The sequence below is a fragment of the Glutamicibacter sp. NPDC127525 genome (genome assembly GCF_042672105.1).
Classification (GTDB): Bacteria; Actinomycetota; Actinomycetes; order Actinomycetales; family Micrococcaceae; genus Glutamicibacter.
The window spans coordinates 394,697-407,876 of the sequence record NZ_JBHXVN010000004.1 but is presented as its reverse complement, the minus strand read 5'-3'; the positions used below and the strand labels follow the sequence as shown (position 1 = coordinate 407,876).

16 protein-coding genes and 1 tRNA gene are annotated in these 13,180 nt (G+C 62.9%); 11 read left to right on the top strand and 6 right to left on the bottom strand.

From position 1 onward, the window contains the following. Positions 1-4 precede the first annotated feature (4 nt). Positions 5-78 (top strand) — tRNA-Asp (locus ACFVHU_RS12255). 52 nt (positions 79-130) lie between these two features. Here ACFVHU_RS12255 and ACFVHU_RS12250 read toward each other — a convergent pair. Both ACFVHU_RS12250 and ACFVHU_RS12245 read right to left on the bottom strand, forming a co-directional pair. Then, positions 131-985 (bottom strand): hypothetical protein, encoded by an 855-nt coding sequence (locus tag ACFVHU_RS12250; RefSeq protein WP_286134704.1) that lies wholly within the window; start codon positions 983-985, stop codon positions 131-133. A gap of 2 nt (positions 986-987) precedes the next feature. Beyond that, complete coding sequence (locus ACFVHU_RS12245) at positions 988-1,788, bottom strand: exodeoxyribonuclease III (protein ID WP_105657885.1); 801 nt, start codon at positions 1,786-1,788, stop codon at positions 988-990. A 105-nt stretch (positions 1,789-1,893) separates the two neighbouring features. Here ACFVHU_RS12245 and ACFVHU_RS12240 point away from each other — a divergent pair, with 105 nt between their 5' ends. Both ACFVHU_RS12240 and mmsB read left to right on the top strand, forming a co-directional pair. Beyond that, the gene (locus ACFVHU_RS12240) at positions 1,894-2,946 is read left to right on the top strand and encodes a 3-hydroxyisobutyryl-CoA hydrolase (protein ID WP_105657886.1); all 1,053 of its coding nucleotides are present in this window, start codon (positions 1,894-1,896) and stop codon (positions 2,944-2,946) included. Next, positions 2,943-3,839, top strand: a complete 897-nt coding sequence (gene mmsB, locus ACFVHU_RS12235; protein WP_105662664.1) for a 3-hydroxyisobutyrate dehydrogenase — start codon at positions 2,943-2,945, stop codon at positions 3,837-3,839. The genes ACFVHU_RS12240 and mmsB overlap by 4 nt, the downstream gene beginning before the upstream one ends. Here mmsB and ACFVHU_RS12230 read toward each other — a convergent pair. Next, positions 3,834-4,337 (bottom strand): MarR family winged helix-turn-helix transcriptional regulator, encoded by a 504-nt coding sequence (locus ACFVHU_RS12230; protein WP_105658003.1) that lies wholly within the window; start codon positions 4,335-4,337, stop codon positions 3,834-3,836. The genes mmsB and ACFVHU_RS12230 overlap by 6 nt on opposite strands. A 72-nt stretch (positions 4,338-4,409) precedes the next feature. Here ACFVHU_RS12230 and ACFVHU_RS12225 point away from each other — a divergent pair, with 72 nt between their 5' ends. The 4 genes from ACFVHU_RS12225 to ACFVHU_RS12210 all read left to right on the top strand — a co-directional run bounded on the left by ACFVHU_RS12225 (position 4,410) and on the right by ACFVHU_RS12210 (position 6,605). Next, positions 4,410-5,552, top strand: a complete 1,143-nt coding sequence (locus tag ACFVHU_RS12225; protein WP_133834976.1) for an acyl-CoA dehydrogenase family protein — start codon at positions 4,410-4,412, stop codon at positions 5,550-5,552. Positions 5,553-5,668: 116 nt separating this feature from the next. After that, the gene (locus ACFVHU_RS12220) at positions 5,669-5,872 is read left to right on the top strand and encodes a hypothetical protein (RefSeq protein WP_105657889.1); all 204 of its coding nucleotides are present in this window, start codon (positions 5,669-5,671) and stop codon (positions 5,870-5,872) included. Continuing rightward, positions 5,869-6,309, top strand: coding sequence for a hypothetical protein (locus tag ACFVHU_RS12215; protein ID WP_105662662.1), 441 nt, complete (start codon positions 5,869-5,871; stop codon positions 6,307-6,309). The genes ACFVHU_RS12220 and ACFVHU_RS12215 overlap by 4 nt, the downstream gene beginning before the upstream one ends. Then, positions 6,306-6,605: a transcriptional regulator gene (locus ACFVHU_RS12210; RefSeq protein ID WP_105657891.1), complete on the top strand. Its 300-nt coding sequence runs from the start codon at positions 6,306-6,308 to the stop codon at positions 6,603-6,605. The genes ACFVHU_RS12215 and ACFVHU_RS12210 overlap by 4 nt, the downstream gene beginning before the upstream one ends. A gap of 3 nt (positions 6,606-6,608) precedes the next feature. Here the strand turns inward: ACFVHU_RS12210 and nadE are convergent, their stop codons facing one another. Further along, the gene (nadE, locus tag ACFVHU_RS12205; RefSeq protein WP_133834975.1) at positions 6,609-7,433 is read right to left on the bottom strand and encodes an ammonia-dependent NAD(+) synthetase; all 825 of its coding nucleotides are present in this window, start codon (positions 7,431-7,433) and stop codon (positions 6,609-6,611) included. A 92-nt stretch (positions 7,434-7,525) separates the two neighbouring features. Beyond that, a complete protein-coding gene (locus ACFVHU_RS12200) occupies positions 7,526-7,963 on the bottom strand; it encodes a MarR family winged helix-turn-helix transcriptional regulator (protein ID WP_105657893.1) in 438 nt (145 codons plus the stop codon). Positions 7,964-8,002: 39 nt separating this feature from the next. On the opposite strand from ACFVHU_RS12200, the gene pyrE reads away from it, so the two are divergent. Then, the gene (pyrE, locus tag ACFVHU_RS12195) at positions 8,003-8,560 is read left to right on the top strand and encodes an orotate phosphoribosyltransferase (RefSeq protein ID WP_181148872.1); all 558 of its coding nucleotides are present in this window, start codon (positions 8,003-8,005) and stop codon (positions 8,558-8,560) included. Between the two features lie 81 nt (positions 8,561-8,641). Here pyrE and ACFVHU_RS12190 read toward each other — a convergent pair whose 3' ends face one another. Further along, positions 8,642-9,712: a LacI family DNA-binding transcriptional regulator gene (locus ACFVHU_RS12190; protein WP_105657895.1), complete on the bottom strand. Its 1,071-nt coding sequence runs from the start codon at positions 9,710-9,712 to the stop codon at positions 8,642-8,644. Between the two features lie 216 nt (positions 9,713-9,928). Between ACFVHU_RS12190 and ACFVHU_RS12185 the strand changes: the two genes are divergently transcribed. The 3 genes from ACFVHU_RS12185 to ACFVHU_RS12175 are packed head-to-tail and all read left to right on the top strand — an operon-like array spanning position 9,929 to position 13,157. Further along, a complete protein-coding gene (locus tag ACFVHU_RS12185) occupies positions 9,929-11,227 on the top strand; it encodes an ABC transporter substrate-binding protein (RefSeq protein WP_105657896.1) in 1,299 nt (432 codons plus the stop codon). 8 nt (positions 11,228-11,235) lie between these two features. Beyond that, on the top strand, positions 11,236-12,273 hold the full coding sequence (locus ACFVHU_RS12180; protein ID WP_133834973.1) for a carbohydrate ABC transporter permease: 1,038 nt from the start codon (positions 11,236-11,238) through the stop codon (positions 12,271-12,273). Next, a complete protein-coding gene (locus tag ACFVHU_RS12175; protein WP_105657897.1) occupies positions 12,270-13,157 on the top strand; it encodes a carbohydrate ABC transporter permease in 888 nt (295 codons plus the stop codon). Before ACFVHU_RS12180 ends, ACFVHU_RS12175 begins: the two co-directional genes overlap by 4 nt. The last annotated feature ends 23 nt before the right edge of the window (positions 13,158-13,180 follow it).

Genomic DNA, 13,180 nt, shown 5'->3' with positions numbered 1-13,180 from the left:
ACTAGGCCCTGTAGCGCAGTTGGTTAGCGCGCCGCCCTGTCACGGCGGAGGTCGCGGGTTCAAGTCCCGTCAGGGTCGCACACTAAACAGAAGCTCCGGATTCCGGGGCTTTTGCTGTATCCAGGGGCAGTTAGTTCGCGCGGCCAAGATGCCGCGGTCCAATCCAGCGATTGCTCAGCCGGCGATATGCGGCGGCGGCGCTAGTCATGTCCTCGTCTTCCAACGCCTGAATGCCGTGCATCAAGTCGTTCGCGGAATCATCGGGCCACACAATTTCTGCCAACAGGCCATAATCCAGTTCAATGACCGATCTGTTGTCGAAGGATTCCAGCCATCCGCCAAGGCTGCCCAGCTCCTCGAAGAGCTGCGACTGCGGCGCATGGGATGCCAGCGCTTGGACTGCCCAAGCCAGGCGGTCAATGGCTTGTTCGAAGGTGGCGTACATGCGAACCGTCTTCAGCTGCTCACCGCTGTGAACCAGCTCGTGCTCGTCGTCCTCGCGGAAGAGGGCAAACCAGCCCAGCGGGATGCCCCATGAAGAGGTCCTCGTGTGAAGATGGGTCAGGTCATTGGCCAGGCGGTCGGCATCAACGCGTTGTGCGTTAGCCTGCCGCGCTGCCGGCGGTACCAGCAGGTCGAAAACCTCGGCCCGCATGGCTTCTTCGGCTTGTTCGGCAGCGAGCAGGCTGCGTGCCTGCAATTGCCCCGGGCAATAGCGCGTGTGCTCGGCCCCTTGGTAGTCCAAGGACTTCACGCTGCGGAAGAATTCCGGCTCATTGTGCGGGAACGGGTCGGAGACATGGCGCAGGGTGCGGCTCCACAGCCGCTCGTTCTCGAAGTCATCCCACTGCTCCGCGGTGCGCCGCGGGGTACGCAGGATGATGGACTGGGCCCAATCCTCGAAAGCATCCAGCGGCTCGTAGACGCGCAGGTGCGCTGTAGCTGCGGTCAGCTCTGCGGCGGGCCCAATCATCTTTGCCGCCATGACTAGTCGGCCAGCTCCACGATGACCGGGGCGTGGTCGCTGGCGCCCTTGCCCTTGCGTTCTTCGCGGTCAATGCTTGCGCCGGTTACGCGTGCGGTGAGCGCAGGCGAGGTGAGCGAGAAATCGATGCGCATGCCTTCGCCCTTCGGGAAACGCAACTGCGTGTAATCCCAGTAGGTGTATTCGCCTTCGGTGTGCGGGCGCACGACATCGGTGAAGCCCAGCTCCTCGAAGGCAGCGAAGGAGGCGCGCTCTGGCGCCGAGACGTGGGTCAACTTGTTCTCGAGGAAGAAGTCGATATCCCACACGTCTTCGTCCTTTGGCGCGATGTTCCAATCGCCCATCAAGGCAATCTGCGCCTCGGGGTTTTCCGCCAGCCATCGGGCGGATTCCTGCTTGAGCACATCCAGCCAGTTCAGCTTGTAGCCCATGTGCTCATCATCCAACGCGCGTCCGTTGGGTACATACAGGCTCCAGACACGCACTCCGCCACAGGTTGCCGCGATGGCGCGAGGCTCCTGGATCGGATTCTTGCCGGCCTTGCCGAATTCCGGCTGCCCGGGGAAGGTGCGCTCAACATCCTCGAGGCCAACGCGAGAAGCGATGGCAACGCCATTCCACTGGTTGACTCCGAAGTGCGCTACCTCGTAATCGTTGTTCTCGAACAGTTCCCAGGGGAAATTGTCGTCTTTGCACTTAGTTTCCTGGATAGCCAGGACATCTACATCGGTACGTCGCAGCCAGTCCTCAACACGGTCGGCGCGGGCTCGCAGCGAGTTCACATTCCAGGTTGCAATCTTCACTAGTTCAACCTATCAAGTTTGCTGTCTTGTGCCACTTCAATTTAGTTGGAAGTCCGAGTATATTCGACACTAGTAGGTGACCTCAATCACTCAAAGGAGAGTCTGTTGCCTGAGATTCTGACCGAACGCCGGGGGCACCTGGGGCTCATTACGCTGAACCGGCCGAAGGCCCTGAACGCCCTCAACGCGGACATGTGCCGCGACTTCCTCGACGTGCTGCTGGAATGGCGCGATGACCCGGATATCGCTCAGGTAGCGGTTATGGGCGCAGGGGAGCGCGGCCTGTGCGCCGGCGGGGATATCGTGGCGATCTACCGGGATATCTTGGACCGCAGCGGTGCTTCGGCTGACTTCTGGCGCATTGAATACCAGCTCAACGTCCTGATCGACGAGTACCCCAAGCCGTACATTGCGCTCATGGACGGAATCGTCCTTGGCGGCGGCATCGGCATCTCGGCGCATGGCAGCCATCGCATAGTTACCGAAACCAGCCGTTGCGGCATGCCGGAAGTCGGTATCGGATTCTTCCCGGACGTAGGCGGAACGCATTTGCTGGCGCGTGCCCCGCATGCGGCCGGACGATTGGCGGCATTGACTGGAATGAAATTCGGCGCGGCCGACACCATCGCTTTGGGCCTGGCCGACTCGTATGTGCCCGAGGCCCGGATCCCCGACGTGCTCGCAGACCTCGAGGTCCAGCCGGCCGCGTCGGTGCTGGCCAGCTATGCCGAGACTCCGGAGCCTGGCTTCCTGCACGAAGAATGGGTGCAGGCCTTTGGCGAGGCAAGCACCCCAGCGGTCATGCGTGCACTGGAGCTGCACGAGTACCCGCAAGCCCAAGAGGCGTTGAAGGCATTGGGCGCCGCCTGCCCGAGCTCGGTGCGCTTGGCCGAAGAACTGATCCACCTGGCTGGAGCGGATTTGAGAAAAGACCTGCAGCGAGAGTATCGGGCTGCCGTTCACCGGCTTGATGACCCCGATTTCGCCGAGGGGATTCGCGCCGCAGTCATCGACAAGGACCGCACCCCGCAATGGACGGAAGCAGTCCCGGGGCTAAGCCCGGGCCAGCGCACGCAACGGCATTTGGAGCCCCTGTTCGGGGCAGAACTAACTTTCGCACTGCTCGGTGAAGATCTAGCGGAAAAGAGCCACTCATGAACGCAAAACCAGTTATCGGATTCCTGGGCATGGGCCATATGGGATTGCCCATGGCCATCAACCTGCACAAGGCAGGCTACCGGATCAAGGGCTTCGACGTGGTTCCTGATGCGGTGCAGGCCGCCCGAGAAGCAGGCATCGGCACCGTGGCTACCGGAGCCGAGGCGGCCGCCGGCGTGGACATCGTCATCACGATGTTCCCTTCGGGCAAGCACGTGCTCGATGCCTACCGCGAATACCTGCTCGATAGCGCCAAGCCCAATACGCTGTTCCTGGAGTGCTCCACCATCGACGTAGCGCAGGCCCGTGAAGCGGCGCAGCTTGCGGTCTCCGCGGGGCATCGAAGCGCCGACGCTCCGGTGTCCGGGGGCGTGGTCGGGGCAGAAGCGGGGACTTTGACGTTCATGCTCGGTGCGCAGGCCGAAGATCTCGGAGAGATCACCCCGCTGCTGGAGCACATGGGCAAGCGGATCGTGCACTGCGGCGGGTACGGCGCAGGCCAGGCCGCCAAGGTCTGCAACAACATGCTGCTGGGCATCTCGATGATTGGCGCTGCCGAGGCCTTCGTGCTCGGAGAACGGCTGGGCTTGGAGCACCAGGCGCTCTTCGATGTCATTTCCTCCGCGTCGGGGCAATGCTGGTCGGTCACCACCAATTGCCCGGTGCCCGGACCTGTGCCTGCTTCCCCTGCCAATCGCGATTACCAGCCAGGATTTGCCGCAGCGCTGATGGCCAAGGACCTCGGCCTGGCAGCTAGCGCGCTGGAGCATACGAGTACCGATGCCCAGCTCGGCTCCCTGGCCGCAGCGCTGTACCGCAAGTTCAGCGATGAGGGCGATGCGGGAACCGATTTTTCCGGGATCATCAACGCGATCCGCGACGGATCGCTATAGGAAGTCCCCGGAGGCCTTGCGGAATCGGGCCAGGATCTCGAAAATCTCGGTGGCGTCGGTGCCGGAGAGATCGCTCTGGGCAAAGAGCTTTTCGTTCAGATCGCCGCGGGCCGCTGGCAGCACTTGCTGGCCTGCGGCCGTGAGTTCCAAAAGGCGGGTGCGGCCGTCGGTCGGGTGCGGGATGCGCCGCACCAAACCGGTAGCTTCCAGGCGGTCTACCGAATTGGTCAGGCTGGTGGCGTGGACCTGCAGGAGCTGGCTGGCTTGGCTCATGGGCAGGGAGCCGCGCTTGGAGAAACCGAGCAAGGCGAGTACTTCGAATCGCGCAAAGGTCAGCCCGTGCGGCTTGAGGATGGCATCGGCTCGCTGCAGGTAAATCGATGCCGTGCGCATCACCGCGGTAATTGCGGCCATGGAGTCGGCCTCGGCTGACCATCCATGGGAAATCCATTGTTCCCTGGCTTGCGCGATTGGATCGCGTGAGAGCGGAGAAGTCATGTGCATACCCCCAAAAGAAGACTTAGTCCAACAATATACTTGGACATCCTATGGTTTGGAAGGAATCCCCGGATGGACCTCTTGAATGTGGCCGGAGAACTAAGTGGAACCGAACGGCAGCGACTGCTTGGAATCAGGCAGGTAGCGCAGCATCAGGTGCGCAAGCAGTCCGTTGGCTATTGGGACCGCGAAGAATTTCCGACCGAGCTGATTGGAAAACTGGCCGAACTCGGACTGGGCGGATTGCAGCTGGGGGACAGCTCGCATTTGCTGCGGGGGCTGATCCATGCAGAACTCGCCCGCGCCGATATTTCAATCTCATCCGTGGTCGGCATCCACAACGAACTGGTGCTCGGGATGATCCGCGATTTGGGGTCGGAGGAGCAGCGCGAGCAGTGGCTGGGCAAGCTCGCCGGCTTTGAAGCCTACGGCGCATTTGCGCTGACCGAACCGGAACATGGATCGGATATCGCCGGCGGCATACGGAGCACCGCGCAGCGCGACGGGGACCAGTACGTTCTGAACGGGGCCAAGCGGTGGATCGGCATGGGCACCTTCAGCGATTTCGCGCTGGTCTGGGCCAAGGACGAGGAAACTTCGCAGGTCGGGGCCTACCTCGTTGAAGCGGACCGCCCTGGATATAGCGCTTCCAAGATCGAACACAAGATCGGGCTGCGCAGCATGCAGAATGCGGATATTCGGCTGGAGAATGTGCGGATTCCCGTCGCGAATAAGCTTCCAGGGGTGACCAGCTTCGCTGCGGCAAACCAGCTATTGATGCAATCTCGCGCGTGGGTGGGGTGGCAGGCTGTCGGCGCGATGATGGCAACGCTCGACATCTGCAGCGAGTACGTCGCGCAGCGCCAGCAGTTCGGGCAGCCGCTGGCCGCTTTCCAGTTGATTCAGCAGCCCCTGGCCGAAATTGCAGGCAACCTGAGCGCCTGCCTTTCCATGATGGGCGATATTGCCCGCAAGCAAGAGCGCGCGGAATTGCACATGGTGGATGCGGCAATGGCGAAGTCCACTGCCACCCGCCTGGCGCGGGATTCGGCCGCCTTGGGCCGAGCGATGCTTGGCGGCAATGGCATTGTGAGCGATTTCGAAATGGCCAAGGTCTTCTGCGATGTCGAGATTCTCCATACCTATGAAGGCACCTATGAAATCAATTCGCTGATTGTGGGACGTGCCCTGACCGGAGTCAGTGCCTTCGTGTAGCCGGGGCATCCGTCCGTTGGAATCTTTCCAGCTAATTCATAACAAGTACTTTCCAAAGCGGAAAGTACTTGTTATGGTTGGGGAACTCGGAAGATCAAAGCCAAAGGAGCAGGACAATGAAGATTCCATTCAGCACCTGGTACACCATCATCACCGTTGCGGCAGGTCTGGCCTTCGCGGCAATGGCCATGACCGCCTATGCCACGGGCAACAACTCCCTGATCTTCATTGGCATGGGCTTCTTCATGGCAATTTGCATGACCATGACGTCCGTCTACGCACAGCGCCAGCAGAAGGCTCGCAAGGCGGCCAGCAAATGAGTTCCGGCAAGAAAATGAGCCCTGAAGAGCAACTGGCCGCCCTGGGGTTGGCGCAGCAGGGAATGCAGCGTGCCGCCGGGTACGGAGCCAAATTGCTGGGCACCTATTGCATCATCTTGGGAGTGCTCATGGGCGGCCTGGCTGCTCTGCTGCAGGTCTTTCGTCCCGATGCGGATTTTATCGGCTTCATCGTCATCATGGCGTTGTTCTGCGTATCCGTTGCAGCGATGTCCTTGGCTTACGGGAAGCTCTACCGCTCGCTGCCGCGCGGGCATTCCAAGATGTATCTTCGGGGGTTCATTGCGAGCATGGTGCTTTACGCGGTGGCAGTGGCCTTGCTCGGGGCGGGACCCATGGGCTGGGGCGCCATCGCGTTGATCTGGATTATCGTTGCCGCGCCGTTGTTCCTGACCGGAATTGCGATGGTGCGCAAGTGAATGCCCATGCTCGCGAACGGCTCAACGACGACTTCTCCAACCCGGTACGGCTTTCACTGATGGGCTCCTTGCAAGCCGTGGACGAAGCCGATTTCAAATCCTTGAAAGAAGCCATCGGCATTTCGGATTCGGTGCTTTCCCGGCATCTGAGCGCACTGGAAGCCGGCGGTTACGTGCAGATCAAGAAAGGGTATGTGGGCAAAAGGCCTCGTACCTGGGCGAAGCTGACTTCAGCTGGGCAGGAGGCCTTTGCGCAACATGTCCAGGCGCTGAAGGAAATCACCGGCTTGGGGTAATCCTCAAGCGCGCCACCATTTGTCCCAGTAGGTGGCCGGTACGGTGCGCTTGTGCCGGGATCCCACGAAGCGCCTTTCGATGACCTCGGCCGCCGCAGGGTCAATCTCGCGGCCTTCGAGGTAGTCATCAATCTGCGGATAGGTCAGGCCAAGTTCCTCTTCATCTGCGCGCAGCGGCTGGCCGTCCAGCAGGTCCGCGGTAGGCTCCTTGGCCCACAGCAGCTCAGGAGCCTGCAGCTCGCGCAGCAGTGCCTGGTTCTGGCGTTTATTCAGCCCGGCCAGGGGCAGGAGGTCCGCTCCGCCATCGCCGAACTTGGTGAAGAAGCCGGTGATCGATTCGGCCGCGTGATCGGTGCCCAGGACCAGCATCCCGCGGTCCCCGGCCATGGCGTACTGCATGATCATCCGGGTGCGGGCCTTGAGGTTTCCGCGGTTGAAATCGCTCAGCGCCAGGTGGCCCGCATCGGCCAGGGCTTCATCGAAAGCGGCGACAGGCTTTTGGATGTTCACCTCGAACTGCTCGTCGGCAGCCACGAAATCCATGGCCGCTTCCGCATCGGCCGCATCCTTCTGCACGCCATGCGGCAGGCGCACCGACACGAAGTGCGCCTCGCCGCCGGATTCGCGCACCTCTTCGACGGCCAACTGGGCTAAGCGCCCAGCCAGCGTTGAATCGATGCCGCCGGAGATGCCCAGCACGAAACCCCGGGCGCCGGTAGCGGCCAGATAGTCCTTGAGGAAGTCGATACGACGGCGAATTTCGTCGGCCGCGTCGATTTCCGGGCGCACGCCCAGCTCTTCAATGATCTTTGCTTGCAGTTCACGCATGCTTCTAATCCTAGGCATGAGCCCTCGCCGTGCGGTACCGCTGCACAGGCTGGGAACGAAAGTTAATCTGTTCTCAACAAATCCCGGAGGGGCTATTCGGAATCCTGGTCCGGGTTCCAGCCGAGATTGCGCGCAATCTTTTCCAAGGCTTCGACCACCGCGTCATATTCGGAACCGTCCAGATCCTGGCCGAACTGGGTGCGGATCTTTTCCACGAGCTCACTGAGCTTGAGCAACGAGGTGTGGCCCCGATCGGTGATGGAATACTCGCCGTTGATTGCCGTAACCCAGCCGGATTCGATCAACTCGGCAAGGTGCTCTCTCAATGATTGCGGTTCATCCGGCGAGGCGAAGAACGGGGAAAGCCCGGCGTCCAGTTGCGCCTCGGTGGCAGGTTGCTGCTCCAGCAGGTTGAGCACCTGCCATTGCCTGCGTGTCACACCGTGCTCTTCCAAAGTCGCTGCAAACTGCTCGTCAATCAGCGAATCCACCAATTTCAGCCAGTAACCCAAGGGGCGTTTTGCGTTCATGGAATCAGCCTAGCCATGATGCCGACTAGAATCGAGGGTATGAGCGAAACCAGCGCCCGTGAGCGACTAAAAGAACTGATCCAAGAACTAGCCATTGTGCGCGGCAAGGTCACCTTGTCCTCGGGCAAGGAAGCTGATTACTACATCGATCTGCGCCGTGTAACCCTGCACCAGGAAGCATCGGGCTTGGTTGGCGAAGTCATGCTTGGCTTGCTGGACGAGGCCAAGCTGGAATTCAGCAATGTGGGCGGCTTGACCATGGGCGCTGACCCGGTAGGCACCGCCATCATGCACACCGCCCGGGCCAAGGACCGCGCCATCGACGCTTTCGTGGTCCGCAAGGCGCAGAAGTCCTACGGCATGGGCCGCCAGGTCGAGGGCCCGAGCGTCGAAGGCCGCGATGTCATCGTGCTCGAGGATACTTCCACCACCGGCGGTTCGGCGCTGACCGCTGTCGAGGGCGTGCGCAAGGCCGGCGGCAACGTGATTGCCGTGGCCGTGATCGTTGACCGCGACACCGGAGCCAAGGAACGCATCGAAGAAGAAGCCGGCGTTCCGTACCTGTTCGCCTACGGCAAGAACGAGCTGGGCCTGTAGCCGGCAAGCGATTCCCTGCACAGCACCTCGTTGCCCACCGGAGAATTCCCGGTGCGCGGCGGGGTGCTCTGCTTTTCCCGGCTAGCTGCTGCGCGCGGGGCCCGTGGTCTCGCGCGGGACGAGCACGGCAGGCAGATGGCCGGGGGAGCGGACGTCCTCGCCCGCAAGCAGGCCCAGCAGCATGCTCACCGCCTGGGCGCCCATCTCATGCAGCGGCTGGCGCACGGTGCTCAGCGGGGGAGAGGACTGTGCCGCGGCCGGGATGTCATCGAAGCCGATGATCGAAAGATCGCCGGGAACCTGCAGCCCGCGCTCGCCGGCCACCTGCAAGGCGGCCAGGGCCGAGAGGTCATTGGCCGCGAAGATCGCCGTGGGCGGCTGGGGCAGGTCCAGCAGGTCATGGGCGGCCTGCACCGCGGCATCATGCTGGTAATCGCCATCGTGCGACAGCTGCCCATCGAATTCCACGCCGGCCTCTTCCAGCGCTTGGCGGTAGCCCTGCTCGCGCAGGTGCGCGGAAGCCAGGTCCCCGCGCCCGCGGATGTGCCCGATGCGGCGATGGCCCAGATCCAGCAGGTGCCGGGTGGCCGTATAGGCCCCGGAACGGTTGTCCACGTCGATGGCGATCGGCATTTCCGGACCGGCATGCGGGTCAATGGCGACGACCGGCACCGAGCTGTGCGGGACTTCCACGGTGGGGGTGACGATGATGGCGCCGTCGATCAGCGTTCCGCCCAAGCGGGACAGGGAGCGGCGTTCCCAGCCGGCATGCCCTTCGGGGGAAAGGTTGCCCGCGTAGGCCATCAAATCGTATTGGGTTCCGCGCAGGGTCGCGGAGATGCCGTTGAGCAGGCCCAGCGAGAAGGGCTCGAACTCCGCCACCAGGATGCCGATGATGTTGGTGCGGGTGCTGCGCAGCGAGGAGGCGACCAGCGAGGTCTCGTAGCCCAGTTCGCTGATGACCTGGTGGACCTTGGCGATGGTGGCCGGGGCGACCCCGTAGCGGCCGTTGACGACCTTCGAGACGGTGGAGACGGAGACCTGCGCGGCGCGCGCGACGTCGTTGATGGTCACGCGTGCGCTGGAAGGCTCGCCGGGGATCTGCGGCTGCTGGGCATTGGCGATCCCGGGGATTCCGGTCTGAGGGGTCATCACGTCACTAACAGTAGCGCAAAATACTCCGGAATTCCGTGACTTCACGGGGGCGTGACGACCGATTGCGGATCTTTCGACAACGTTTTCGCAATGGATTTCGAAAACGTTATCGAAAACGATTGACATGACCTGCGTCACGGTGCAATTCTTGGTGGAGCCAATCGCCTGCCGTCCGATGCCGGCAGGTCTTCATCACAGCTGAGGAGCACGAGCATGTTATCCAAGATCCGAGGTGCGCAGATTCTGGCGCTGGCCGCCACGACTGCCCTGCTGGCCACCGGCTGCGCCGCCGATGCAGGCCAGGAAGGGACGTCGGCAGACGGAACCACCACCATCACCTGGTGGCACAACTCCAATAACGGCGACGGCAAGGCCTACTACGAACAGGTTGCAGCCGACTTCGAAGCCGCCCATGAAGGGGTGGAGGTCGAAGTCAGCGCAATGCAGCACGAGGACATGCTCACCAAGCTCGATGCGGCCTTCCAGAGCGGCGACGCCCCGGATGTCTACATGGAACGTGGTGGCGGGGAGCTCGCAGCCCACGTGGCCGCCGGGCTGACCAAGGACCTGACCGAGGCGGCCTCCGAGGAAATCGCCTTCCTCGGCGAGAACGCCGGCGGCTGGCAGCTCGATGGCAAGACCTACGCCTTGCCGTTCTCGCTGGGCGGCGCGGGGTTCTGGTACAACAAGGCGCTGTTCAAGGAAGCGGGCATCGACTCGGCCCCGCAGACCTTCGATGAACTGATTGCGGCCACCGGGAAGCTGAAGCAGGCAGGCATCGACCCGATTTCCATCGGCGCCGGCGACAAATGGCCGGCAGCCCACTACTGGTACTACGCGGCAGTGCGCGAATGCTCCCAGCAGACCCTGGCCGATTCGGTCGCCAATCTCGATTTCAGCGACCAGTGCTTCACCAAGGCCGGGGAAGACGTGGACCAGCTGATCAAGTCCGAGCCATTCAACCCGGGCTTCCTCTCTACCCCGGCGCAGTCCGGCCCCACCTCCGCTTCGGGCCTGCTGGCCACCGGAAAGGTAGCCATGGAATTGGCTGGCCACTGGGAGCCAGGGGTCATGCAGGGCCTGACCGAAGACGGCACTGGCATGGGGGAAGACACCGGATGGTTCCCCTTCCCTGCCATTGAGGGCGGCCAGGGCGACCCGGCCGCGCAGCTTGGCGGAGGCGACGCCTGGGCAGTTTCCGAAGGCGCCCCCGACGCGGCGGTGGACTTCGTGAAGCACATGCTCTCCGACGAGGTCCAGCGCGGTTTCGCCGAGCTGGACATGGGCCTGCCGACCAACCCGGCGGCCAAGGACGCGATCTCGGATCCGGCATTGGCTTCGCTGATGGACGTGCGCGACAAGGCGCCATATTTCCAGCTGTACTTCGACACCTCGTTCGGCGCCTCCATTGGCGGGGCCATGAACGACGAGATCGCCCTGCTCTTCGCCGGCAAATCCGACGCGCAGAAGATCGTCGACGCCAGCCAAGATGCCGCTGACCTGGAGAAGTGATCCACGCCGTGGCCCCAGAAGTAACCTACGCAGCCAGTCCGCCAGCCAGCGGTGGCCCAGGGCTTTCCGAAAGGCGGCGTTCTGCGCCAAGCGGACTGCCGCCTGCCGGTGCCAAGCGCACGCGCAAGCCCGCGCAGCGGCGCAAGAACCTGGAGATCCTGTTCTTCGTCAGCCCGGCATTGCTGCTGATCGCGGTCTTCATGCTGGTCCCCATCATCCAGGCCGTGCGCTTCTCGATGTACAACTGGAAGGGCTTCGGCCCGCTGGTGGACTTCGTGGGCTTCAAGAATTACGTCCGGGTGCTGGGCAACGAGGTGTTCACCGATGCCCTGGTCCATAACCTGGTCATCATCGGCGGCTCCATCGCCCTGCAGCTGCCGATCGGCCTGGGCATCGCCCTGCTGCTGAACCGGAAGATGAAGATCCAGTCCCTGCTGCGCACCATCATCTTCGTGCCCTACGTGCTGTCCGAAGTCATCGCCGGGGTGGTCTGGTTCCAGCTGCTGCAGCCGCAGTACGGGGTGTTCGACACCATCTTGTCCAAGCTGGGAATCCAGGGGCCGGCCCAGGGCTGGCTGGGCACGCCGGAACTCGCTTTGTGGACCGTGCTGGCAGTGCTGACCTGGAAGTACCTTGGCCTGGCGGTGATCCTGTTCCTTGCCGGGCTGCAGGGGGTGCCGTCCGAGCTCTACGAAGCGGCGGAAATCGACGGCGCCTCCTGGTGGCAGATCCAGCGCAAGATCACCATCCCGCTGCTGGGCCCCACCCTGCGCACCTGGGGCTTCTTGTCCATGATCGGCTCGCTGCAGCTCTTCGACATGGTCTGGATCCTCACCGGCGGCGGACCGGCCAACGCCACCACCACGATGGCCAGCTTCCTGGTTTCGGAAGGAACCAAGCGCCAGAACTTCGGGATCGCCGCGGCCGCCTCGGTCATCTTGTTCATCGTCGCCCTGGTTCTGGCCATCTCCTACCAGCAGCTCATCCTCAAGCGGGATTCGCAGCCCGATGATGAGCGCACGAAGCGGAAGAAGGCCAAAGCATGAGCGCCACCCTGGCTACCAGGCCCCAGCACACCCCCGCCCAGGCAAAACGCGCCAAGAAGCGCAACGGCCGGCAAGGCGGAAACGTCCTGGTCTACGCCATCGCCTTGGCGGTTGTCGCGATCACCCTGGGCCCGGTCCTCTACGGGGTGCTCGGCGGGTTCCGCACCAACGCGCAGCTGGCCGAGAACCCGGCAGGCCTTCCCGAGCCGTGGGTGCTGGAGAACTACGCCGGCGTGCTGAAGAACCCGGATTTCTGGCAGTACGCGCTGAACTCCACGATGATCGCGGTGATCACCACCATCGTCGTGGTGGTCTTCGGCATCATGGCTGCCTACCCGCTGGCCCGCTACACGTTCCGCCTGCGCGAGCCGATCTTCATGGTCTTCGTGCTTGGCTTGCTGTTCCCGGCCACCGTGGCGATTGTTCCGCTGTTCATCCTGATTACCCGGGACCTGGACATGGGCAACACCTGGTGGGGCGTCGCCCTGCCGCAGGCGGCCTTCGCGCTGCCCATGACCGTGGTCATCCTGCGCCCCTTCCTGATGGCGCTGCCCCAGGAGCTGGAAGAAGCCGCCCAGCTCGATGGCGCCAGCCGCATCGGCTTCTTCTGGAGGATCCTGCTGCCATTGTCCGGGCCGGGCATGGTCACCGTCGGCGTACTGGCCTTCGTCGGCTCGTGGAACGCCTACCTGCTGCCGTTGCTGCTGCTGCAAGGGGATATGCGCACCTTGCCGCTGGGCGTCGCCGACTACTCCAGCGAGCACTCGGCCGACACCGCCGGCGTCTTCGCGTTCACCGCGCTGGCGATGATCCCGGCACTGATCTTCTTCCTGGCCATGCAGAAGCGCATCGTCAATGGACTGCAGGGCGCAGTCAAGGGCTGATCCGCCCCCGCAAGCAATCGAAA